Annotated in this window: 16 protein-coding genes; 8 read left to right on the top strand and 8 right to left on the bottom strand. The window is 43.8% G+C overall.

What is annotated here, in order from left to right:
* Positions 1 to 6 precede the first annotated feature (6 nt).
* Positions 7 to 750 carry a slipin family protein gene (locus tag ACJVC5_RS10310; protein ID WP_408095424.1) on the top strand — a complete coding sequence of 248 codons (744 nt, stop codon included), beginning with the start codon at positions 7 to 9 and terminating at the stop codon, positions 748 to 750.
* On the opposite strand, the gene ACJVC5_RS10305 is transcribed toward ACJVC5_RS10310, so the two are convergent.
* From ACJVC5_RS10305 to ACJVC5_RS10285, 5 genes are all read right to left on the bottom strand, one after another.
* Positions 747 to 1,913 (bottom strand): polysaccharide deacetylase family protein, encoded by a 1,167-nt coding sequence (locus ACJVC5_RS10305; RefSeq protein ID WP_408095423.1) that lies wholly within the window; start codon positions 1,911 to 1,913, stop codon positions 747 to 749. The genes ACJVC5_RS10310 and ACJVC5_RS10305 overlap by 4 nt on opposite strands.
* A 64-nt stretch (positions 1,914 to 1,977) precedes the next feature.
* On the bottom strand, positions 1,978 to 2,217 hold the full coding sequence (locus ACJVC5_RS10300) for a hypothetical protein (RefSeq protein WP_408095422.1): 240 nt from the start codon (positions 2,215 to 2,217) through the stop codon (positions 1,978 to 1,980).
* A 47-nt stretch (positions 2,218 to 2,264) separates the two neighbouring features.
* Positions 2,265 to 2,660: a hypothetical protein gene (locus ACJVC5_RS10295; RefSeq protein ID WP_408095421.1), complete on the bottom strand. Its 396-nt coding sequence runs from the start codon at positions 2,658 to 2,660 to the stop codon at positions 2,265 to 2,267.
* Positions 2,661 to 2,795: 135 nt separating this feature from the next.
* Positions 2,796 to 4,604 (bottom strand): translational GTPase TypA, encoded by a 1,809-nt coding sequence (typA, locus tag ACJVC5_RS10290; RefSeq protein ID WP_408095420.1) that lies wholly within the window; start codon positions 4,602 to 4,604, stop codon positions 2,796 to 2,798.
* Positions 4,605 to 4,743: 139 nt separating this feature from the next.
* A complete protein-coding gene (locus tag ACJVC5_RS10285) occupies positions 4,744 to 5,514 on the bottom strand; it encodes an MBL fold metallo-hydrolase (protein WP_408095419.1) in 771 nt (256 codons plus the stop codon).
* 61 nt (positions 5,515 to 5,575) lie between these two features.
* Here ACJVC5_RS10285 and ACJVC5_RS10280 point away from each other — a divergent pair, with 61 nt between their 5' ends.
* Positions 5,576 to 5,920: a MerR family transcriptional regulator gene (locus ACJVC5_RS10280; RefSeq protein WP_408095418.1), complete on the top strand. Its 345-nt coding sequence runs from the start codon at positions 5,576 to 5,578 to the stop codon at positions 5,918 to 5,920.
* Here the strand turns inward: ACJVC5_RS10280 and ACJVC5_RS10275 are convergent.
* A complete protein-coding gene (locus ACJVC5_RS10275; RefSeq protein ID WP_408095417.1) occupies positions 5,897 to 7,465 on the bottom strand; it encodes an NAD(P)/FAD-dependent oxidoreductase in 1,569 nt (522 codons plus the stop codon). The two genes, ACJVC5_RS10280 and ACJVC5_RS10275, sit on opposite strands and share 24 nt — an antisense overlap.
* A 79-nt stretch (positions 7,466 to 7,544) precedes the next feature.
* On the opposite strand from ACJVC5_RS10275, the gene ACJVC5_RS10270 reads away from it, so the two are divergent.
* Together ACJVC5_RS10270 and ACJVC5_RS10265 are read left to right on the top strand one after the other, a co-directional pair.
* Entirely contained in the window at positions 7,545 to 8,798 is a 1,254-nt protein-coding gene (locus ACJVC5_RS10270; RefSeq protein WP_408095416.1) for a nicotinamide-nucleotide amidohydrolase family protein, read from the top strand.
* Between the two features lie 180 nt (positions 8,799 to 8,978).
* Entirely contained in the window at positions 8,979 to 13,922 is a 4,944-nt protein-coding gene (locus tag ACJVC5_RS10265) for a hypothetical protein (protein WP_408095415.1), read from the top strand.
* Here the strand turns inward: ACJVC5_RS10265 and ACJVC5_RS10260 are convergent, their stop codons facing one another.
* Entirely contained in the window at positions 13,923 to 16,103 is a 2,181-nt protein-coding gene (locus tag ACJVC5_RS10260; protein WP_408095414.1) for an FHA domain-containing protein, read from the bottom strand.
* Between the two features lie 224 nt (positions 16,104 to 16,327).
* Between ACJVC5_RS10260 and ACJVC5_RS10255 the strand changes: the two genes are divergently transcribed.
* The 4 genes from ACJVC5_RS10255 to ACJVC5_RS10240 all read left to right on the top strand — a co-directional run bounded on the left by ACJVC5_RS10255 (position 16,328) and on the right by ACJVC5_RS10240 (position 23,469).
* Positions 16,328 to 19,384: a hypothetical protein gene (locus ACJVC5_RS10255; protein ID WP_408095413.1), complete on the top strand. Its 3,057-nt coding sequence runs from the start codon at positions 16,328 to 16,330 to the stop codon at positions 19,382 to 19,384.
* 51 nt (positions 19,385 to 19,435) lie between these two features.
* Positions 19,436 to 21,964, top strand: coding sequence for a hypothetical protein (locus ACJVC5_RS10250; protein ID WP_408095412.1), 2,529 nt, complete (start codon positions 19,436 to 19,438; stop codon positions 21,962 to 21,964).
* Positions 21,957 to 22,499 (top strand): hypothetical protein, encoded by a 543-nt coding sequence (locus tag ACJVC5_RS10245; RefSeq protein WP_408095411.1) that lies wholly within the window; start codon positions 21,957 to 21,959, stop codon positions 22,497 to 22,499. The genes ACJVC5_RS10250 and ACJVC5_RS10245 overlap by 8 nt, the downstream gene beginning before the upstream one ends.
* Before the next feature lie 85 nt (positions 22,500 to 22,584).
* Complete coding sequence (locus ACJVC5_RS10240; protein ID WP_408095410.1) at positions 22,585 to 23,469, top strand: SDR family oxidoreductase; 885 nt, start codon at positions 22,585 to 22,587, stop codon at positions 23,467 to 23,469.
* 1 nt (position 23,470) lies between these two features.
* Here ACJVC5_RS10240 and ACJVC5_RS10235 read toward each other — a convergent pair whose 3' ends face one another.
* Complete coding sequence (locus ACJVC5_RS10235; RefSeq protein ID WP_408095409.1) at positions 23,471 to 23,833, bottom strand: hypothetical protein; 363 nt, start codon at positions 23,831 to 23,833, stop codon at positions 23,471 to 23,473.
* Between the last annotated feature and the right edge of the window lie 5 nt (positions 23,834 to 23,838).

Raw genomic sequence — 23,838 nt, 5'->3', positions numbered from 1 at the left:
GCTTCCATGTCTCTTACGTTTTTGCCTTTTATTGTTTTCGCCGCACTTATTTTGTTCAGCACTTTCAAAATTCTTAATGAATATGAAAGAGGTGTTATTTTCCGTCTCGGAAAATTCTCAGGAGTTCGTGGGCCCGGACTTATTATCCTGATCCCAGGGCTAGAAAAAATGATCAAAGTTGATCTTCGTCTCGTGACGATGGATGTTCCTTCTCAGGACATTATTTCCAAAGATAACGTGACTCTTAAAGTGAACGCGGTGGTTTACTTCAAAGTGAGTAATCCTGAGCGCGCCATCATCTCGGTTGAAAACTACTACCACGCAACTGCACAAATCGCTCAGACCACTCTTCGTTCAGTGGTGGGCCAGTATGAGCTAGATGAGATTCTTGCTCACCGTGATGCCATTAACTCTAAACTTCAGGGCATTTTGGACGAGTTAACTGAGCCATGGGGTATTAAAGTGACAAACGTTGAAGTTAAGGCCATCGACCTTCCGGTTGAAATGCAAAGAGCAATGGCAAAACAAGCTGAAGCTGAACGTGAAAAACGCGCGAAGATCATTTCTGCGCAAGGTGAATTTGAGGCCTCTAAGAAGCTTGCAGAAGCGGCACAGGTTCTTGGTGAACAAAAAGACGCCATCACTCTTCGTTTCTTAGAAACCATGAGAGAAGTTGCCGGCTCTAATAACAGCTCAACAACTTTCTTCCCAGTGCCTGTGGATTTTCTAAGTAAGTTAATGAATCGTTAGTCTTTCAAGTTACAGTTCAAAAGAATCATCGGATCTTGGCGGGAGTACCAACGACCGCCAAGGCAGATGGAGGCCCCACCCTCGCATTCCTGATAACGTCGTTTATACTGCTCACTATAACAAGTCTGATCTTTCTCCGGAGGACACTCTGGAGTTGCGGTCCCGGCCTGAGTCACCGTTGCAATCAGCTCTCCTAAAGTATCGGCCGGTGCTCTTAGAGTTTTCGATTTTTGAATCAAGACTCCACGGTCAACCAAACTCTGTGAGTTACTCATCATCTCTTTGGGCGAGACAAAATTAAGTCCCAAACATTTTCCGATATCCAGGATGACTGGAATGGCGGCCGTATTCATGATCTTGATGTCGTGAAATAGTGCCACTTGCATGGAATTGCCTGAGCACATACTTTTTAGATTTTTTACGACATAACTTTTTAGAACATCTCGTGAAGGCATCCCCATCCCATGAGATGAATCACCGGAGTCATTGTTCCAGCCGAGATGAGAAAAACCATTACCGGCAAGGATTTGCAGAGGAGCACTTTGGCGACGGTACTCCGCCAATTGGCCAGCATAATCCCTACTTTGAAAACGCATGGTCCCTTGTTGGTCCATTCGTTTTAATTCAGCGGCCGAAGGCATCGCCCCTCGCCCGTAGGGGAATCGAAAGAGCAAAGGTTTTTGATTACTAAAACGGTTCTGGGTGGCGTAGTTTAAAAGCTGAACACTACGAGTAATCTGTTGTTCTTTCTGTTGATCAGTAAAACCTTTCTCCAGCACTTCACCTTTACCATCCATTCGCAAATCGTAAGCGTTATGTTCGTGACCGTGACTTGCGATTAAGTGGCCCGCATTCATGGTTTCATTTACCAATGCCAGGTTTGTCTCGTGACTTCGATGTGAGGCCTCTAAGTTGGTCGTAGACACAAAAAATGTGGCCTTCACATTGCGTGCTTTTAATTCCTTCAGAAGTACAGGCGTCACCTGAGGATTCGGGCCATCATCAAAAGTTAAATGTATGGATTGATTGTCACAATTAATGGGATTTCTTGTGAGTTCATCAAGAACTTCTCTGCCAAGGGCTTCCTGACTTTTTAATTGGCAACTTTGCGCTTCACCATGGGTGGAAGCAAACAACAACAAAAGTGAGAGATAGAATTTCATTGAGGACTTATCGGATGTCTCTAAAAATTGCTCAAATAAAAAGAGGGACTTTCGTCCCTCTTTTTTACCATTTATTTGGCCCGATTTGCCTTACGTTTTTATCTATCTTATTTGGGACTTCATCCGCTGGAGTAACTTCTACTTCCACAGAAGCAGGGGCACGAGCGGCCCTGGTTTTGAATGCGTCCTCGTCCTTTTTGAAATCAGTTTTCACCGTTTCAATCAGCTCTTTATTAAAATCTTTTACAGATCCGGCAAAGGCCGCGCCTGAAAGTAATAAAACGCAAGACACGATCAGTTTCATAAGTTCTTCTCCACTACCATACTTATCGGATAGTGGAGCAAAGAACTTTAATTCTTGATCTTATTCGAATTTGGCTTTTTTACTGGTGGAACCTCTTTCTGATTCTTAGGGGTTGTACTGTAATCAAGTGCGTTCTCATCCTGCTGGGCCTCCATGCCTTTACCCTCTGGTTTTGAAGGTCCTGACTGAGGAACGTCTTTTGTCAAAGTGGTGTCTCGAAGTAATTCATCTTCTGTTGCAGGGGCCGGATTCGGAGACGTATTCATCTCATCAGTGGTGATACCTGAACTGTTAGAGATGCCCGAAGGACTGGTACTTGAATCAGTGGGAGTGGCGACACCTATGTCAGCACTGGCCGGAGGTGAAACTTTTTTCTGAGAAGTGGCCGCGCTTCCATACAAACTTAAACTAAGAAGTAAGACCGAACCAATTAGTTTTTTCATAATCCCTCCTTTCTTCAATGAGAGATATAGTGACTAATCTGATTATAACAATGAAGACGAGATTGAATGAGTGAAGGTTTTCGCAAGATAACTGACAAGCACAATTAAAAAGGGCCTCCGAAGAGGCCCCATAAACTAGCGTGTAACTTTACGCATATTTTGATTAAGTTCTTTTTTACGGATACGGATGTTTTTCGGAGTTACTTCTACCCACTCATCGTCATCAATCCAATCAAGTGCCCAATCAAGAGTTCTTGGAGGAATTGGTGGAAGAATGATGTTCTCATCTTTACCGGCCGTACGTACTGATGAAAGGTGTTTTTCACGACATACGTTTACGTTTAGATCGTTAGGACGAGTATGCTCACCTACTACCTGACCTTCATATGTTTGCTCTGTAGGAAGAACAAACTGCTTCCCTGAAGAAAGAAGATTGAAGAGAGCGTATGGAGTAATTTTACCAGCACGGTCTGAAATAAGAGCGCCGTTCTGACGAGCAAGCATCTTACCCACGTGTGGCTCATAGCCTACGAAGTAAGAAGACATAAGACCCTGACCACGAGTATCAGTCAGGAACGTTGAACGGTAACCGATGAGACCACGAGATGGAACATGGAATTCCATACGAGTACGGCCTTCACCGAATGGTGCCATGGCCTCAAGACGACCTTTACGAGTTGCCATCTTTTCTGTGATTGCACCTGTTGAATCATCAGGCACGTCCAGAACTAGACGCTCGAACGGCTCCATTAGAACGCCATCGATTTCTTTTGTAATAACTTGCGGACGAGCAATCATAAGCTCGAAACCAGCACGACGAATTTCTTCGAACACCACTGCTACTTGAAGCTCACCACGCGCTTTCAGAATGAAAACTTTTGGATCTTCAGTTGGCTCATATTTAAGAGATACGTTCTTACGAATCGCATCGATAAGGAACTCTTCTAGTTTTCTAGACGTTAGGTATTCACCTTCACGGCCAGACATTGGAGAAGTTGATACTGATACCTGTACAGATACTGTAGGTGGCTCAACTTCAATACGAGGAAGTGCTTCAGGATTATCAACAGCGGCAAGAGTGTCACCGATGTCACCATTTTCAAATCCAGAAATAATAACAATCTCACCAGCTTCAGCTGAATCAACTGTCGCCATGCCAAGACCATCATAAATTTGAAGTGAAGAGACCTTGAAAGGCTTCACTTTACCATCAGCACCGATGTGAGCAATTTGCTTAGAGTTTTCGATCTTACCACGAGTGATACGACCAACCATCAATGAACCAAGGTAGTTTGAGTATGAAAGGTTAGTCACAAGAAGTTGTGCTGAACCTGATTTATCAAAATTCGGAGATGGGTAATAGTCACTTACTAGGAAGTCTAGAAGCGGATCCATGTTACCTTCACGACGAGTCTTATCTTTTGAAGCGTAAGCATTTCGTCCTGAACCGTAGTAGAAAGGAATATCTAGGTCGATATCGTGACCAGAGTTAGAGGCGATTTCAAGAAGAAGATCTTCTACTTCGCCACGTACTTCATCAATACGTTCATCGGCACGGTCAACTTTGTTGATGAATACACCAACACGAATTCCACGCTCTAGAGCTTTTGTTAGTACGAAACGAGTTTGAGGAAGAGGACCTTCAGAAGCATCTACCAGAAGTAGAATACCATCCACCATCATAAGAGAACGTTCAACTTCACCACCGAAGTCGGCGTGACCAGGAGTATCCAGAAGGTTTACTTTTGTGTCTTTCCAGCGAATCGCACAGTTTTTAGCTTTAATTGTAATACCGCGTTCACGTTCAAGCTCACCAGAATCCATCACACGTTCAGCAACCTGTTCGTGAGCAGAAAATGTACCTGAATACTTTAGAAGTTGGTCAACAAGAGTCGTTTTACCGTGGTCCACGTGGGCCACAACGGCAATGTTCTTTAGTTTCATGAATGTCCTCAATAGTGGGGATTAATGGAGGGAGTCTACATGAGCGACATGGATATGACGAGTCAAAGTTGGGTTAACCGATGGATTTTTTTCTGTTTCCACCTCCCCCTCCGCTACCTAATTTCAATAAAATACGCTTTCAAAACCCGAGATCAATACTCTCCCCATCCTCAGGAACCAAGATATTCCGTAAAGAGTACTCCGCCATTAACCCTTTTAGGCGAGACCGAGAAACCCGACAATGATCGAGGGCATCCATATGATTTGCGATAATTTTTCCGCGCGAAAGTTTAGACAACTCAATGGTCTCCTTCTCGGTCAATAAAATCGGTGAACCAATATCAAATTTTGCCATGCCGGTTGGAGCAACAATGTAATCCGGTTGTTCAGCATCAATGAAGCTTCGTATTTCATCCGTAAGGACAGTGTCTCCCATGATATAAAGACTCGGCATCTGTGGCAGTCGGATGAAGTATCCCACTCCATGCTCCATTAAAAAGGAGATCCCGCCTATTCCATGCCTGGCATTCACTAACTCAATTGTTCCATCGAAAAAATTGTTCTTCATGTACCTCTTTAAAGGAGTGGTTAAAAGACCCAGTTTGTTTAAATAGGTTTGATCTTTGGCGTTCGAAAAAACTGGAATCTTTCTTTGACGTAAAAAAGAGGAACCTCGGCGATCTAAATGATCAAAGTGTCCTTTCTGACAGTGAGTAATCAGGGCGAAGTCTACTTTATTTGAAATTTCATCGAACTTCTCAGGGAGTTCAACCAGCGGATTCGGACTTCCTCCTCCCAGATAACGCAATCGAGGTAACTTTCCTTGTCCCGCCAGCATGGGATCAATCAGGATGTTGTGTTCTTTATAAGATAAAATCATCGTGGCATTTCGAACTTGAGTTATTTTCATGGATCCACCTCTCGCAAACTATGGTAAAGTATGAAGTAACTCCACAGTCAAATGGGGACCTATGAAAATCTCTGAACTCGAACAATTAAGTGGCCTTGGACGCGATACAATCCGCTATTATGAGCGGGTTGGCCTTCTCACATCTCCAATACGAAAATCCAACTCTTATCGGGTCTATACCGAAAGGCATTTGCGAGAACTCCTTTTCATTAAAAAAGGCAGAGAGATTGGCTTCTCACTAGAGGACATAAAACATGGGGCCAAGATGTTTGCTCTTAAAGGTAAACTCTGTAAAGAAAGTGTCATGCAATTAAAGCAAAAGAAGATGGAGATTCTGGAGAGAATCGAATCCGAAAAGCTTGCCCTTCGTGAAATTGAAAAATTAATGGCCGGAGTTATCGAGTAGTTTTTCTTGCTCTAAAATACTTAGTGCACACTTCACGCCATCCACGGCGGCGGAAGTAATTCCTCCGGCGTATCCGGCCCCTTCACCACATGGATAAAGTCCTTGGTGAGAAACCGAAAGAAGTGATTTTTTATCTCGAAGAATTGTTAGAGGCGCAGATGTTCTGGTCTCCGGAGCGATCAAGAGACCTTCCTCGTAAACAAAGCCCGCCAGGTCTTTATTGAATTCGGCCAGCCCCTTCTTTAAGTGCTCAATCACGAATGGAGGAAAAATCTCACGGATGTCCGCTTTGAAAATTCCCGATGGTGAAGAAGTTTTAGGAAGTGGCTTATCGTTTAACTTTCCTTCCATGAACTCTTTAATCGTCATGGCCGGAAGTTCTCTACCTGTTGCATTTTTTTTAGAGAGAGCGAAGGCCTTCTGTTCAATCTCATGCTGGAACTTAAGTCCGGCCATCAGATCATTTGATTTTAAATCTCTTTCTGATTTTACCGAAACCACCAGAGCGGCATTTGACCAAGGAGAATTGCGGGCATAGTTACTCATGCCATTAACAACAATTCCGTCCTTCTCAGTTCCGCTTGATAAAACATAGCCCCCCGGACACATACAAAAACTATAAACACCACGGTCGGTCCATTTATCGTGCCAGCTTAAGCGATAACGGGCAGAGCCCATCTCTGGGGCCTCACAGAACTTTCCGTGTTGAAGTGAATCAATATAACGACGAGGATGTTCAACTCGAACACCAATCGCAAAATCTTTTGGTTTCATGGCGACTTTAATATCTGCCAGATGCTGATACAAATCCTGAGCTGAGTGACCAGTCGCAAGTACTACATGATCTGAATAAAGCTTCTCACCTGTAGAAAGCTTTACCCCCACAACTTTGTTCCCTTCAGTCAAAAGCTCGTCGACTCGGGTGTTGTAGCGAAGCTCAGTTCCCTGATCACGAAGCCAGTTAGAAATTTGCGTAATAATGGTTCTGATTTTATTTGAACCCAAGTGAGGATTTGAAACATAGGCCGTATCGGCCGGAGCACCAAAGTCTACAAACTTTTCCATCACGTACTGAACCAAATTAGATTTAATTCGCGTGATAAGTTTTCCGTCTGAAAAAAGTCCTGCACCACCTTCACCGTAACAAACGTTGGTCTCAGGATCTAACTCTCCATAACGCCAAAACTTCGCGATATGAAGCATGCGCTTGGAGGCCTCATCCCCTCTTTCAATCACGATTGAAGGAATGCCATATTCAGCGAGACGAACAGCACAGAAAAGTCCGCCTGGCCCGGCACCAATGATAATTGGTTTTTGTTTCAATTGTTTTAACTTAGGAAACTGTTCCGCTTCAGGATACTTATCATCCGCAGTTACTAAGGCATCAAGAATGTAATGAAAAATAGGCTTCTTCCCACGAGGAGCTCCACGGGCGTCCAGACTTTTCGAGATGGTCCGGAATTCCCGAATCTCGGGATAGGTCTTCTTAACAAATTTTTCGAGGTCCACATCAAAGGGCAGCTCGAATTGATACTTCTTAGGCATTATGCTCGACTTTTACATCATGCAACATGGAAAATCAAAGAATTTCCTTCTATATTATTCCTAGTAATTTGAGGTGCATATGAAGATTGGATATTTGGTCATCGGTAGTGAAGTTTTAGACGGCAAGATTTCGGATACAAACACTAAGCTTTTGGCCGACTTTTTAAGGGCCTATCACCTTGAAATTCACCAATCCATGGTCGCTAGAGACGAAAGACTCGCGATCTTAGAGGCCATGAAAGTTCTCTATGATAAATGTGATTTGATAGTCACTTCGGGGGGCCTTGGTCCAACCAAAGACGATATCACCAAAGAAACACTCGCTGAATTCTTTGGTTCTAAAATTACATATTCCGAAATGGCCCATCAAGTGGCCGAGGCCAACTATAAACGCTTCGATCGCCCATTTCCCGGGAAGGATCACGGTTACAGTTATCTTCCAGAAAACTTTGTTCCTCTTAATAACTCTACTGGATTTGCTCCGGGTTTTTTCAGTGAACAAAAAGGAAAGTTTCTCTTCTCTGCTCCGGGAGTTCCCCGCGAGTTCAAGAGCATGCTGGAAGAACACCTTATTAAACTCGTTTCAAGTAAGCTCGATCAATCCGTGGTTCTCGGAACCGTCATTATTCGTACCAAGAAAGTACCTGAAGAAAAAATCTTCGGTGAAGTTGACCCAACTCTTTGGGACAAACTCGAAAAGTTTGGAGAAGTGAGTTCACTTCCGATTCTCATGGGTGTTGATATCGGAGTTAAGATCAGGGCCAAGAGTCAGAGTGAACTCGCAGAAAAAGTTTCTGCAGTCAAGGCCGTGATTGAAGCTTCACCGATCAAATCCGCAGTTTGGAGCTATGGCCCAGAATCATTGGAAGAAAGAATTGTGACTGTGGCCAATCATAAAAAAATTCGTTTTGGTTTTGCAGAATCGGCCACCGGTGGACTGTGCTCAAATCGCATTACGAATATCTCAGGCAGCAGCCAATGCTTCATGGGCTCCATTGTTTGTTACGATGAAAAAGTAAAAGAGCACGTTTTGGGTGTAAGTGCTAAAACTCTTCAAGAATGCACGGCCGTGAGTATCAAGTGCGCTGAAGAAATGGCCCATGGGCTAAAAGAAAGACTTAGTGTCGATATCGCCATTTCCATTACTGGATTCGCAGGACCTGGTGGAGGAAATGATAAGTTCCCAGTGGGTTCAGTTTGTATTGGCCGGGCCAAAAATCATCACATCTCGGCCGAATCATTTCACTTCAAAGGTGACCGCGAGATTTTGAAACAACGTTTTTCTCAAGCGGCCCTTCATGTTCTCCTCGAGGAATTGGAAAATTTTGCCTAGTCCTGACTGAAATTCTCGGCACGTGAGGTGAAAATCCTTCCAGCTATTCAGGTTATTTCAATGACTTACAATAAGCATTCGGATGCCCCTCTTAAGGGGCTTAAAATAATTCCAGGACGATAAAGATCTTTAAAAATTTTTATCAAAAAATCCGATAGTTAACCCAAGAGGAAAACACGGATGTTGCACTCGAATCAACAAAAGACAATTTATACAGCAGTACATGCGCTTATTTTAATGGCGCTGTTCTCTCTATATTCATGTCTTCCGACAGCAACTCCTCCGGCGGTTAAAACTGGTAGCACCACTGATCCCGGAACGACCCCTACTCCGACTTATTCTGAACCTACATTCCCTCTTTCGGGAATTTTTATTCAGGAAGGATCCGTTCGTTCGAATACGAATGTGACACTCCCAGTGAACTTCAGTGACTCATTTCTTGTGCGTGGACAAAATCTTTCGGTTTATCTACGAACACTTCCTAACACAACGAAGTTTTGTTTGGTGGGGAAATACACTTATCTTTCTGGCAGTGATCAGTTCCTGATTTTAACCGCCAAACCAAAATCATATACAGATCTTGCGGCCAAAACCACTGAGTTCTACCTTCAAGTGGAGCCGGCCAATGATGCTGCCAACCAGAACGATTGCTTAAGCTATAACCTAACCAACGTTCTGTATGCGGATGCTTCGAATCCTTCGGTTCATTTTAGCCTGACTCAAGTGTGTGCTAACTGTAGTAGCGCAGTCACAAGTTCAGGACTTAAACTTTATTTCGTTAACGGTGAAGAAGTTCCTACTCTCAATGTAAGTTCTCTTGTACTGACACTTTCTGGTAGCTCTTCCGGAGGTGCCGGCAATACCTGTTCAGAATCTTCTGCCTGTACGGGAAGAGGCTATGACTGTTGCTTACAAGGGGCCTGTGTAAAAGATGGGGCCGTAAGACCAGGTGCTGTTGATATGCCAGGCTTCGCAGCGGCCCAAGAAGATGTTCGTTCGAATCCAAATCGTTTTGTGGTTTACCCACAATACTACTTCGTTTGTGAAAAGAGACCTGAAGGCAGTACCACTGGAACGACAGGTGGTGGTGGAACAAACCCAGATTATGAGGCCGCCATTCGAATCATGGAACTTAATCAGCTTTATAATTGTATTAATAAAGTTGATGGTGAGTTCTCTTACTGTACTCTCAAATACACAAATGCTGCCGCCACAATCCCAGGGAATTTCTCAGCTGGTGCCAGTGGTTACAATGATGACATCAACTTTACTTCTCTTAACCCTAATCTCACCGGCGATTACGCCAATAACATTGTTAAAATCATTTACGGTAGCCAGACCCTCTATGAACTTAATAAAACCGCTTTGACGGGCGCGACCTTTGTTAGTGGTTCGGCCAATGACAACCTGACCTCTTCTCAGGTTGTGAACGTGACGGCATCTCTCGCGACAAATGCTCAGGACGGAAACCTTTATCTTACTTATAAAGTCGATGGCTCTTGTGAAAAAGTAGGAACAACTCTGGCCAAATGTACCAAGACCTATGTTCAGGCCTCTTCAGATATCTACTCATCAACTTGGCACGATAGCTCTAAAACATTCCTATTGCCTTCTTATGCGGATGTTTCTTCTACCTCCAATGTGATTCTAAAAGTAAGCGGAGTGGTCGTTCCTGAAGACTCTTCAACATGGACCAAGGCCCAGTCTCCTAATCGCATTGTCTTTAATAGTTCATACCCTCTTTATCAGAACCAAACGGTAGAGATCACTTATTTTGTGACATCCGGAGCGGCTGATCTGATCAAACTTAGAACCGCCGCTCAATCACAAGTTAACAGCATGTGTAGCTGTGCCGCCTCGACTAAATGTAACTTGAAGCCAGTGGCCGACACTTCGGGTGCCATTGTTAACTACGAATGTACTTACCCTACTTCAGAAACAAATGAACCACCGGCCAATCAGACCGTCTACGTCTCAAATAAAAACGTTCCTCATCGCTATTACGATCAAAACGGCGTGAATTACGATGAAGACTACGCTACTGCTCCCACTCAAGAGCTAACGGCCTTTGCTTATACCAACAATGATGTCTTAAAACCGACAAACGCTTCTCAATATACGGGCTTTAATGAAATCTATGGTTCGTTTGCGAAGTCTGGTACCTATGTCGCTAGACCGGCAAAACTCGTTAAAGTGAAGAAAGACAAGCAGTACGACATTCTGGTGAACTCAGGTGCGTTCTCAACTTGTTTAACTTGTGGCTCTGACTACTACAACTCTCTTCAAAAGATTTTCCCTCAGAACTTCGCGGGTCAGGGTGGCGGTTATACACCAGACATCTACGAATCTCGTCGTGAATCAAATGCAAGTCTCTACCGCTCAGATGATCTTCTCTTTGGTCGTGCTTGTTTTGTTCCGGCCACAATGATTCCATGGACCCACGTTCAATCTTCTACTCCACGTGATCAGCGTCGCGCCCGTTTGGCCGCTCAGCATTTCCTATTTGCCAACGGATATAACCGCGATTGGTTCGGCTTTGACTATGGTTCCATTATTGGTTCCTTTGATGGAGTGACCTGGTTCTCAATCGGTAACCAACGCCGTATTAAAGCGACCACCAGTAAGCTTTTCCTTGCGGTAAACGCTTATTACGGTGACGTGAGTATTGATAACAATTTCAGCGTCACCGTTTCTGAGACTTCGATTTATTCTTCTGAAATTCCAGACCACGACACTGAAACTGACGGGGCCCAATGTCAGAAGTCCCACTACTGTTCAAATGATAATGATTGCTTCAGACAGCTTGGTTACGATTACACCTGCCAGAACGTGGCAGGTCTCTCAACGAACTGGCCTCAGTTTGATGCTACAGGATCTGAAGTCATTGGTTCAGCTTCAAGAACACTTGTATCTATCGTCGGCGGAAGTAATGGCCAGGCCAAGCGTTGTATTTACCGTGGCCGAGGTGCTCCTTGTTTAAATAACCTTGATCAAGCAAATTCCACCACGTTCAACGGCTCTCCTCTGATTGGAACGCTGACTTGTTCTCCGAACAATTCATGTGCGCCAACTTCAGTTTCTAAGTTTAACGATCGAATCGCTCGCTTCGCCAACACACCTACGGCCCAGAACACGGCCGCAGTTTCTGCTACCAAATCTGATCTTGTGGGCCAAGGCGCTCGCATTCTAGGTCGTCCATTTGATTATTATGGAACAGCGGCCGCTCCTTCTTCTGCGAAATCGGCCCTTACAACCAATCTGGTGAATGCCGTTTGTATTCCAGGTAAAGACCTGAATAACTCGGTACGGACCTTCGATTTAAACCGACTAAGTCCAAGTGTGAGAACAGAGACCTCCGATAAATTATTTGGAACCGGCCCAACCATGTCGGGCTACATGAGTAACAAATACTTAAATGCCTGTCCTGCAACAGATGCCGCCGGAAATTCAATGCAGATCTACGATCTTCCAATGGGAGATACGACTCTGAACATGTTTACCATTGCTCAGAACATGTCTTCTAACCTACTCGATATGGTTCCTTTAAAGAACTTAAACATCTATAGTTCGACCAGCGGATCCCAAATCACAAACGTAGGTTATCAGAAAAACGCTTGTCTTCGTGCCCCGGGTGCCTCATGTTTCTCTGATATGGAGTGTGCTCCATCAAACTTCATCGCCTCAAAAGCAAAATCTGCGGACCTGTCGTCTTATATTAATAGTGCTGAAGAAAAGTTCTGGGAAGAAGAACTGGTTTGCGGTAACCCTGACTTTAAAACGGTCTCTGCAGGGCTTAAGAACCCTAACTTTGATCCAAAGAAAAACTTTTGTTGTCGTGAATTAGGCAAAACAATTTCCGTGTTCACTCAAACACAGACCTCTGCCTATCAGTGGTGTGATGTTTCGACCAAGCAGGTGAAAGTCGCCAGTGTGAACATGAACATTGCGACACCTTCTCGTTACTCACGAGTGCATACAGGCTATGATAAAATGACTTGTAACGCAGATGAGATTTCATCAACTAAAGCATTCGCCCTTTCAATTGCCTCACTTAATAATGATTCAATCGAAAGAATGCGCCAAATTCTTGGCCAGTACAAAACTCTGGACGCAGTTAACTCTCGCACATGTTGTACTCAGCACTGGGTAAGAAGTTTTGCCACAGAAAACGGTGGTGGCCACGCGTTTGCCAAAACTAAAATGCAAAACATTGATAAGGCCATGTTCAAGCACATCAGCTGGTCTCAGGACGATGAAACTTCAATTCAACCACCTGTGAATGATGCTCCTTTTGAATGTGACACAAACCAATACGCCAATGCTTCTTGTGAAATTAAAAGTCTGACTCCTACTGAGGAAGATAAATACTTAACTTGGGCCGGCTCTCTGGAACTACTGGGAATTCCGCAAGTGGCGATCAAGTCTAACGACCAGATCTTCCAACTCGTAGACGATAATCAGAACAACAACGCTGCTTCATTCCTACCACTAAAAGATTCAAATAATCAGCCTGTGATGTCACCGGTAGGTGCAGTGGGTGAAGATTTTACGGACTCTTCAGGAAACAAATACTACTCAGGTATGAGCTACAGTAAGTTCGCAATCGGTGCTGGAAAATTTAAGAAAGTTTTCTCAGAGAATGAATTTAACTGCTGTCTCCCTTCTGGCCAAGAAGTTCCTGATACAACCGTGGCAAGCCAGTGTTGTACCGGATTTATGGCCAATAACAACAATATCCGTCGTTGTTGCTTACCGGACTTCACGAACCTAACGGTCTATCTAAACCGCTATGTTTCTTCTGAGGGCCGCGGTCTTTCTGAGTCGGCCTACGATCCGGCCACTGGGTACATTAAAGATCCGGGCCAGGTGAAACTCATTGCTGCTCAAAAAAATCTTTGCTGTTCAGGTAAAGTGATGACTGGGGTGGCGATCAGCCAGCTTTCTATCCCACTGACTGATGGAACTTATAAACCGGCCGACTCTCTCAATACTACTCGTCGTTTCAACTATCGTAGCGACGAAGTTGATAACAACAGCGATACCGGTTCAATTGGATCTGTCTTCGATGCCGGTGTTCGTTGGAACAATCACGTTTACTGTGTGCCTGAAGGATTCGGCGAATAATCACACACTCGTTGTCTGAGAATTTCCAAAATACTCCATGTTCTTGGTCTCAAGAGCGTCCAGAAGGTCTTTAAAGTTCTGAAGAAGCTTTTGGATGCTTTCACTCGTACTTGCTCCAGGCAGGGCCTCTAATAGCTGCACCAGTGATCCAACATTTCGTTTCCAGACTTCAACCAATACTGGATCTCCATGAGACAGAACCGATGAAGAGGCCTCAAAATAATAACCATAAAGGGCCTGGGCCTTCTCTGGTTGAATGTCCTTGAGCTTTGGTGTTGAGAAAAGATCCAGAACCTGCAGGGCCGTCATGATCTCTGATTCACTACGCTTGATCTCTGGGTTCCAGTTAGATTTTTCAAGATTGTATTTATAAAATTTCGTGGCCACAGCATCGAGATTTTCTTTCTTCTCAAAATTCACCTTAAAGATTCGTCCCTCACCTTTCATGAGTGGCACAAGAAGATCAAAAGGCCTTTGTTTCATGAAGCTGATTTTCATGAAGATTGTGTTTCCAATTTTAATAAAGCCAATTTTATCAAAATCCTTATATTCGATCAGAGACAAGAAAGAGGCCTTAAAATCAATCAGTCCTTTGATAAAGAAGGTCTCCGTCTGCATTTTCTCCAAAGCATTCTCAGCATCCAGAGCAAACGACATTTTAATGAACTCAATCATTTCGTTGGCGAAGGCAAGCTGAGTGACCTGATTTTCTTTGGTCTTAAAGGCAGGATTACTGTTTTCCGCAGAGTAAACGAAGTTATAGATTTGAGGAAATTTATCATAAAGGAAAATGTTCCCCTTCATGCCGATTCCCAAAAGCTCTCTTAAATCAAAATTCTTGAAGACCTCAAATCCCACTGTCGCTTGTTGATCTTTCTGATAAAACTGAAGTCCATTTTTAAGAGTGATCTTATTTCTCACTCCATGAAATTTAAAATGCGGAATCACGGCCAGCTCATCGGCATTATATGTCAGGGCCAGGTCTAAATACTTACTGGCGTCTTCGGCCACAACGACCGTGGCGGCACTCTCCGGCCGGTTCCTCACCTTCATTCTCTGATCCACTTTTTCATTGATCGCAATGGCACGTGGTAGCTCTAGACCTTGAAACAACGGCGACACTAAGGCCATGGCAACCAGTAATGGAAGAAGAACAAGGGAACCCAAGATGGCCCATAGTTTAGAAATAAGAAATGTATGGGTGAATGTTAGAAACTCTTTTAAGGTACGTCGTGAAATCACCGCTGGAAGATCAAAAATCAAAAAAGGGCCGGTGATCATGCCGATGAGAACACGAATCCCTCCTCCAATTCTCTTCCAAATAATATTTCCTTTAGAGCCCACACCTAAGAGAAGTTCAGAAATGGAAACGCCAAAGATCAGTGTACTGACCAGGCGGACCAGCATAAACATGACGACCAAAGGACCTGGATTAAGAGTGTTTGAAAAGAAGGTGTAGGCATCTTCCGCCATAGCACCAACAAATTCATAATCTACAATGAAGGCCTCCCACATTCCCTGCCAATCGGCTTCTACGATTGAGAGAACAAATGTAGGAATAAAATCTAAAAAGTTTCTTACCTCATCAAAGGGATGAAGAATGACCAGGATTGAGTAGGCCAATAGAAAGTCACAGATCACCGCCACTAAGCGAACTAAGCTGTTGGTCGCATAGTTAGGGGCCTCAATACTGATGAGCTTGACCTGCTTTTTTACATTGAATTTTTTCTTATCGATTTCTTCTGGAACATCCGGCGTTTCTTCAACGGCTACTTCTTCTGGTTCCTGAATTTCTTCCGCGACATTCTTCGCAATAATTTTGACTTCTAGGTCACCGATTTGAAGAACATCACTCTCTTCCAGAATGATGTATTTCCCAGTTGGGATCTTCGTTCCATTGACCAAAGTTCCATTAACACTTCCGTGATCAATAACCGAGATCACTTCCTGCTGAAGAATAAAGGTGGCGTGACGAGGAGAAATGGAGGGGTCCGCAATAACGATATTTCCAATCTCACTTCCAATAGAAAGCTGATGAGTGAGATCATAGACCGGCGAGTCCTCCATATTGGATAACTGGAGTTCAAAGACCTTTTTATAACGTAAACGTGGGGCCCCAGCATGGTCTAATTCGCCATTATTCGTTGGCACCGATTTTCGTCTAAATAGCTTCCCTAGCACTGGACTCCTTCCCGCCTAAAACCTATGAAATTACACTAGTTTAGTTTCACTTTTTTTGCCGATCTTGCCAAGAAATTAGCGCCCTTAGGGCTTTTCCTAGGTCCCTAAACTGTATCCACTTACAATATTGGAAGAGTAGTTCTGTAAGTTATTTAAGGTACTAAGTTTTTTAAACGAAAGTGCCGAAAAAACAAGAAGATACAGATTTATTTAAAGGGAACTATATGAAGCAACGAAAACTGGCCCCTCTTCTTGCTGTCTCACTCAGCCTTCAAATGGTGGTGTCACCTGTAATGGGAATTGCAGCAGAAGAAAAGAAAACCAGCGCATCTGATGTCATTCTTGGCACCAGCGAGGCCTTCGCCACTTCAATTCAAGCGGCAGGACAAATCTGGAGCACAGTTAATCAAATCAGATCTGGAGGTTCTACTGGTCTTAGTGGCCAGGCCGCTTTCGATATGCAAAAGCTTCAGGAGCAACAGACTCCTCAGCCAGATAAATACTTCAGCATGCAAAGACTCGGTGCCATGCCAGGAATGACTGAATACTTGGCAATGAACAACATCAACCCTGCCATGCTTGAATGTAAGACCTTACCAACAACTCTTCACGAGGCCAAAAACGAAGTATGTACACTTGGTGTAACGACCGACCGTGGAGTTGCACCGGCAGCACAGCTTTCCGAAATGCAGGCCTACGCCAACCAATACTTTCAAATTAATAAGATGTACCGCAACTACTCTGCTGACTCAAACTCAGCGGGCCAGTTGTTTGGTGTGGGATGTATGAAAAATGCCATGAACATCCTCAACGGTTTTTTTAAATATCGTTTGGATGAACTGGATAAACTGACCACAAACCTTGAGGCCATGCAAAACCAATTTCGTGAGGCCTCTCGTTCGGATCTTGATGCCATTGAAGAATCAGTTGCTGTCCTTGAAGGCGGCGACTCTGAACTTGCCAACAAAGTAAAAAGTAAAAAGCCGGACCTGTTCGACTTCGGTAAACGTTTCGAGAATCCTGCTTGTACATCTATGTTTGCAAAAGACACATTCAACCAAATCGGTCGCGGTAAAGGTCTGAATGCCATTAATCAACAACTAAAAACTAGCATGTCAGAGAAACCTCCTGGATCAAAATATTCAGGTGAGTCTTATTCAAACTCTCACTCTGCTGTTGTGGAAGATCTGAATAACCTTGCTGATAAAGTGGCCAAACAATCAGAACTTCGTTTTTCTGAACTGGCCGACGAAAAAGGGTATACTGGATTTCTAAGAAGTCTTTCGGGTTCAGTAAGTTCTACGAATGGTGCCAATAACCTTCTAACTTCTGATCTTTTCTCAGATGTTCAGACAAGTTTTACTGAGAAATCTCAGAAACTACAAAACGACTTTAATACAATTGCCAGTGAACTAAGCGCCGGTGGTGCCAATCCAGCAAGAGCGCTAAGCATCGTAAGAAACCTTACGACCACAAACTTCGATAGCGAAGTTTCAACCATTGAAAACCAACTAAAGAATGGGTGTCTGAAAAGCAATCTTTCAGGCAACTCTTCGTTGGACTCATTGCTTGAGAAGATCTACGACCCAACTTCATCAAATTTCGCCAATAAAAATGCATCGAACTTCTTGAAAGACAAAATCAAGACCATCATGGAGAACGATAAAACAAGTCCAGAGAAGAAGTTGTCAGAACTTAAGGCCCTTGAATCATCTCAAGGTAACCGTTACTACGTTAAAATGGACAACTCTTACGAAGTTCAGGAGACAGACGCGAACGGTAACATCGTTAAACGTATCGTGGACGCAAGTACAAGAAAATCTCCGAGCGTTTTCTTCTCAGATATCATTCGTAACTGTGAGGCCCAATTTAAAGTAAACAAACTTGATAACCAGCTTTCTGGTGCTGAGGCGATTCAAAAACTTCGAGCCCTACACTCTAGTTACAAGAACCTTGCGAAAAGCCACGCCTCAGAAATGAAGGCCTCAATCAAGAAGAAACTCATTGAATGTGAAAGCCCTGAAGACGCCAATAGCTCTGCCATTGGTTCATGTACTTCGGAGCGTTTCAATACGACTGCTCCTGGTTTCTGTGCCAATGCCGCCCTTTCTTGTTCAAAGAACATGCAAGCTTGTACTCAGCAGGCCGAAAAATACGTATCTGAAATCAAGGCCCAAAAAACGGCCCGAGTGAATAACTATAAGGCCCTGGTTGAGAAGAACAAAAAAGACATTGTTAAAATCTTTGATTCGGCCCTCGCAAGATATATGAAAGATGGCGAGATCCTTCGCGGTATGTTCGGTGCCGGTTTCTCTTCTCCATCGGGCATTGAGCGTGAAGTACCGGAAGGCAGCAGATACCTAAATCTTTTCACCGAAGCAACCAGTGGTTCTCCGGATGGCAGACTCCTCCTGGAAGATCCTGACAAGTACGTGGAGATGTTCAAAAAGAACATCACAGCTCTTAAGAAAAGTGTAGAAGACCAGCAAAACCAAATTGTTGGTGGTGGCCTAGGCAAGAACAACGGTCTACTGGCCGAACACATTAAGCAAACTGAGAAGAACTATAGAGAGGTCGCCTCTTCTGCTGAGAAATTCGCAGACAAGTGTGACCGTAACTACTCTGAATATGTGAAGGCCTCTGAGCAGCAACGTAATCAGCAAAATGCTGAGAACCAAAAACTTCAAAGCGAACTTGGTGAAAAGCTCCCTCGCTTCTGTAAGAAGTATCAAACAGCACAATCAAATGCTCAAGGTGCTTGTAAAGGTGAACTGACTGATCTTTTTGATTCTGCAATGAAAGCGGCCAACCGTTCAGGAACGACTTCATACTCGGATGGACAGGCCATCGCTGAATTCAGAGAGATTTGTGACGGATTTAACAATGAATCTGACACGTCGTCTACTCTCTCAGTAGACACACAAACCATGTGTACAAAACTTGGTGTTAAAGATGGAAAATTCGAGGACGCCGACTGTCAGCTTTTACTTAAAGGTACACTTGAAGAAAGAAAGAACAGCCCGTTCTGTGTGACAAGTACTGTTTCAAACGGAACTAACACCACAACAGGAACACCAGACTGTAAACAACTAGTAGAGCAGATCTCGGCCCGTTATACATCGAAATACCCTCTTGGTGGTGCATCGGGCACAGTGACTGTTACTTCTTCGGCCCCAAGCTTTTGTACGGCCGGAGATAACTCCGATCGCGGTAACGTATTCCAAAAAGGACTGGATGTGTTCCGCCAGGAGCTTGAAAAATCAAGAGCAGCTAAGCAGTAATTGACTTTATTGATCGGTTGAGATTTGAACGTCTCAACCGATAAGGTATATATGAGAGCGGTACGTCAGCGGATGATAAAACCTTTCAAACTTATTCTATTACCATTTCTGGTAGTTCTAAACGCATGTAATCCAACTGAAATTACTGGGGCAAATCAAAGAAGTAATATCATTCAAAATGATGGAACTTTAGATGGTAAGGCCCTCATTTATAGAGACAGCCCTACTATTCTCGCAGGTAATAACTATGGCCCGGACAATCCGGAAATGGGCCGTTTTATTGATCGTAAAGCTGAACTGATTACGACGAATTCAACTCTCACGAGTAACTGTACGATTCAATTTCTATTTTACGGAAATTATTCTGACAGTGTTTTGAACTGTGTTCGTTCTTTAAGTAATTCAACTCAGACTCAAGCATTACCGCGAAATCCAGATCGCACTTATATCTTTAGCCCAGGCTCTCCTGAATTCTATCAAGTGAATGCTCTCTACCATATCAACCTGGGAACCAAGACCTTCTTTGATAAATTGAGCTTTGCCTATAACACTATCCACAGTCTTTCAGCGGGAATTCCAAAATCAATTCCTCAGTATTTAAAAGACTCCGATATGTTCTGGTTTAAAGCGGTTTCAAACACAGACAGTAAACAGTTTAAGAACGACTTTCTGACTTCTTATTCTCAATGTGAACTGGATGATAACGCTTCTTTCAGCCCAGCAGGTCCTACTCTCTGCTTCGGCGGAAGTTCAGTTCGTTCTAATTTCTATTTTGTTCAAGACCCTTCTGTTATTTATCACGAATTGGCCCACGCTCTCGTTTCCATCATGATGAATATCCGAAACGGAACTAGCAATCAAAAACACCCTCTCCGCTCAAATCTTGGCGGCTATGGATATGACGAAGGCGGCTCACTTAATGAAGGGATTGCCGACTATTACAGCTTCGTGATGAATAAACGAACTCATTTTGGTGAATGGGCACTTGGTAAAGGTCTTAATCAATCTCGTCCCATCTCCGAAAGTGATTCTATGCACATCACAGGGGTCGAGGAATCTTCTGAGGGTCGATTATCTTATCCACAGTACCTTCTTTACGATCCAAACTATCCTGATGATCCCCATGAAGATGTTCACTATGCGGGCCAAATCGTAAGCCATTACCTGGTGGCCTTGACTAAATCTTTTAAGAACGAATGTAATATCGCATCTGAAGCAGACGGCGGTCATGATAAGGCGACCTCTTATGTTCTTCTTCTTTTGGCGGAGACACTGAGTGAAATCGGTGACCTCAATGCCAAAGGTATTGATGATTTCTGGGGCCCTTATAGTAACAACAGCGTGTTCTTCAATAATCTGGATTTTAATAACTCTTATATTTGGTCACATGTGAACAATCAGGCGACCTATCGCCGATTCTTCCAGATCTTCGCCAAGAACATCTATAAATACATCACTGGCAATATCTGTCCTTCATTTGATAAAAATGACTCTGAAAAACTTTTAGATGATTATGGTCTTCTTCTCTTCAAGACCTACAATAACAACGGTAACTCCACCAAGAACCGTGCTATCGACTATAACGATGTGGTGAGCTTTATCCCGGTTCAAGGTCTTACTCAGGTCTCTGAGAATAACCGCCGTAAATCAGTCCTCGTCTCTAAACAGCTTCTTCAATTAGCAGAGAAAACCGATGCCAATCAGGATCGAGTTGGCTTTTATATCATTGATAACCGTACAGACATGCAGAATCTTTTAACTGACCTTCTCTTTAAAGGTTTCACTGTTCCGTTATCAACCAGTGTCGCCAACATTGAATATAACAATAACAACATCCGAGTTTCTCCCGGTGAAGTTGTTGCGATCATTCCAAATCTTCAAAACAATTCCAACAGTACCATGGCGGGAGTTCAGCTTCTTGCCTCTGATTGGGACCACGTTGATATCACTGATGATACAACCGGAAATTTCAAACCATGTGTGGTGGATTCAGTGACAACTGTTGATCAAGGTGCCGAGGCCGGTAGAACTTGTACGACAACCGATACTGAGTATAAACGTCTCGTGAAAAACACAACGACCGGCAAGTTCCCTACCAGCGCCGCCGCTCCGGTTTGCTTAGTACAACTTGAAGAAGGTGAAAGTACTCGCTGGGTCTCGCAGAACGAATTTAGAAAGAAAAATGGCCTTTCTCTCCTGGATAAAGACTGTCTTGGTTATAACAGCACAGGAACAACAGACACGGACTTCACTTTTAATCCGCATGAGTGTCTGGTGAGATTCCTGCCTGGAGCGAACCATGGTTTCTACTCTAAAATTGACGCTCAAAAGACCTACTATGAATCAGTGGTTAAAGAATCGTCGAATAAAACATTCAATGCCGGTAACCTGATGATTATGGAAGTTAATAAATGGATTCCACCCGGGACCAAATTCCGTTGTCGTATGCGTGCCCGCTTCAATAACTGTACTGACTGCTATACTGACGGTTCAAACTCGAACGATGACTTCATTGATTCTGAGCTTAACGGAAGTAAACCGTTCCAGGTCATCAACTTTGATTTTGACGTAAATGATTAAGCGCTGGCCCTATTTTATTATTCTTGTGGTAGTGGCCGGCGGTGTTCTTTATCTCTGGAAAAAAGAGACGCCGGTGGCGCCTCCCGCCCCTTCAACTGCTAAAAAAACATCGGCAACGCCCCCTTCTTCAACACCTCCAGGAAAGACCTTTCAAATTGACGGTAAAAAGGTCGTGGGTCTCAGCCCTGGCAAGGAAGAGGAAGAGATCAAAAAACTCAAGGTGGCCAATGCTGTGTCTCCAGAGTGGCAAGAAAATCTAGAAGTGGCCCTTAAGGCCCAAGGTGGACAGGCCATCAAAGATATTGCCATCCAAAAAGTGGATTCATTCATCTGGGCCCAAGATGGCGTGGCCCTGAATGTTGAGTCCGTCATCGTCACTCTGAAAAACCAAAAAAATGAAGAGACGACCTTTCGTGTCTTAGTAGATGCACAAACAGGTAAAATTCTCAAGAACTGGGACCGCCCGGTTTTTGATCCGGCCAACCCACGTCAAAACTTTGGAATTAAAGTCGACTCTCGTTATCATAATGATTAATCAAATCGCTTATTAAACTTTGAGATTAAAGTAAGTTTTCTCTCCTTCACAAGCCCACTACCCTCCTCTTATCAAGGAGGATCCCGTGAAGACTTATAGATTGGACAATTCAACTATTGTGATCACAGGTGCATCCAGTGGGATTGGAAAAGCAACCGCTCTGGCCTTCGCCAAGCTCGGCGCAAATCTAATTCTTGCTTCACGTAGTGAAACTCTCCTTCAGGAACTCGCCAGCGAATGTGAATCTCTAGGCGGGAATGCCGTCGCCATTGAGGTAGATGTAACTGAAAGAAGCTCCGTTCAAAATCTCTTTGAAAAGGCCCTCGCCTTTTATGGGGACATTGATGTTTGGATCAATAATGCCGGCGTCGGGGCCATTGGTGAATTTGATCACACACCTCTTGAGGCCCAAGAGCAAGTCATTCGAACTAATCTATTGGGACCCATGTATGGCTCTTACTTTGTCGTTCACTATTTTAAAAAGCGTGGGAAGGGAATCATCATCAATACCAATTCCACTGGCGCCTTTATCGGTGCCCCTTTTAGCGTTTCCTATAGCGCGAGTAAATTTGGTCTCCGCGGATTATCGGAGGCTCTACGTTATGAATTAAAAGATCACAAAAACATTCATGTGTGTGACGTCTATGCTTCTTTTGTAGATTCTCCAGGGATCAGACACGCGGCCAATTATTTAGGTAAAGAGGCCAGACCCGCTCCTCCTCTGGTTGATCCAGAAGCCGTCGCAAGCGCCATGGTGAAATTAGTGCAGCGACCTCGTGACTCTATTCATTTGGGAAGTTCAGATTTCATCGGAAGATTTGGACATTTAATCATGCCAGGTCTCACCGGCAGACTCATGAATAAATTTGAAAGAAAGTATTTTTCAAGAGCAAAAGAAGCTCCCGTGACTGAAGGCAATCTGTTTGAACCAGATTACGAAGAGACTTCAAGTCACGGGGGCTTCGCTTAAATTAATAACGACAAGCTTTAACGATCATTTGAACAAGAGCAAGGGCCTCAACTGATTCATCAGTGTCTAGCTCAATTCTCTTACCATCAAGGATCATGTGGAAGTTTTCAACTTCACTGGCAGGAGCTGCATTCGAAGCGAATTTAGCGGCCGTACGAGCAGCAGCTTCAACGCCTTCAAACGTAATCTGATACTTTTCAGTAGATTTAACAATTTTATCCTTACCGAAAGTGATCACTTTAGTAACTTCGTTACCTTTGATCGAACAAGTTGTCATAGGTCTTGGAACAAGACCACGTAGTTCAACATCGGCCATAGCAGCGCCAGAGATCATAAGAGCAGCGAGAGTCATTACTTTAAACATAAATT

Origin of the sequence: Peredibacter sp. HCB2-198 (genome assembly GCF_045999315.1) — a bacterium.
Classification (GTDB): domain Bacteria; phylum Bdellovibrionota; class Bacteriovoracia; order Bacteriovoracales; family Bacteriovoracaceae; genus Peredibacter.
The sequence above is the reverse complement of the archived record's forward strand: the minus strand, read 5'-3'. Positions and strand labels throughout refer to the sequence as shown.

Bases quoted from the DNA above. Each gene is read 5' to 3' on its own strand.
- ACJVC5_RS10310 (WP_408095424.1), top strand. From the start codon at position 7: ATGTCTCTTACGTTTTTGCCTTTTATTGTTTTCGCCGCACTTATTTTG.
- ACJVC5_RS10305 (WP_408095423.1), bottom strand. From the start codon at position 1,913: ATGAAATTCTATCTCTCACTTTTGTTGTTGTTTGCTTCCACCCATGGT.
- ACJVC5_RS10300 (WP_408095422.1), bottom strand. From the start codon at position 2,217: ATGAAACTGATCGTGTCTTGCGTTTTATTACTTTCAGGCGCGGCCTTT.
- ACJVC5_RS10295 (WP_408095421.1), bottom strand. From the start codon at position 2,660: ATGAAAAAACTAATTGGTTCGGTCTTACTTCTTAGTTTAAGTTTGTAT.
- typA (WP_408095420.1), bottom strand. From the start codon at position 4,604: ATGAAACTAAAGAACATTGCCGTTGTGGCCCACGTGGACCACGGTAAA.
- ACJVC5_RS10285 (WP_408095419.1), bottom strand. From the start codon at position 5,514: ATGAAAATAACTCAAGTTCGAAATGCCACGATGATTTTATCTTATAAA.
- ACJVC5_RS10280 (WP_408095418.1), top strand. From the start codon at position 5,576: ATGAAAATCTCTGAACTCGAACAATTAAGTGGCCTTGGACGCGATACA.
- ACJVC5_RS10275 (WP_408095417.1), bottom strand. From the start codon at position 7,465: ATGCCTAAGAAGTATCAATTCGAGCTGCCCTTTGATGTGGACCTCGAA.
- ACJVC5_RS10270 (WP_408095416.1), top strand. From the start codon at position 7,545: ATGAAGATTGGATATTTGGTCATCGGTAGTGAAGTTTTAGACGGCAAG.
- ACJVC5_RS10265 (WP_408095415.1), top strand. From the start codon at position 8,979: ATGTTGCACTCGAATCAACAAAAGACAATTTATACAGCAGTACATGCG.
- ACJVC5_RS10255 (WP_408095413.1), top strand. From the start codon at position 16,328: ATGAAGCAACGAAAACTGGCCCCTCTTCTTGCTGTCTCACTCAGCCTT.
- ACJVC5_RS10250 (WP_408095412.1), top strand. From the start codon at position 19,436: ATGAGAGCGGTACGTCAGCGGATGATAAAACCTTTCAAACTTATTCTA.
- ACJVC5_RS10245 (WP_408095411.1), top strand. From the start codon at position 21,957: ATGATTAAGCGCTGGCCCTATTTTATTATTCTTGTGGTAGTGGCCGGC.
- ACJVC5_RS10235 (WP_408095409.1), bottom strand. From the start codon at position 23,833: ATGTTTAAAGTAATGACTCTCGCTGCTCTTATGATCTCTGGCGCTGCT.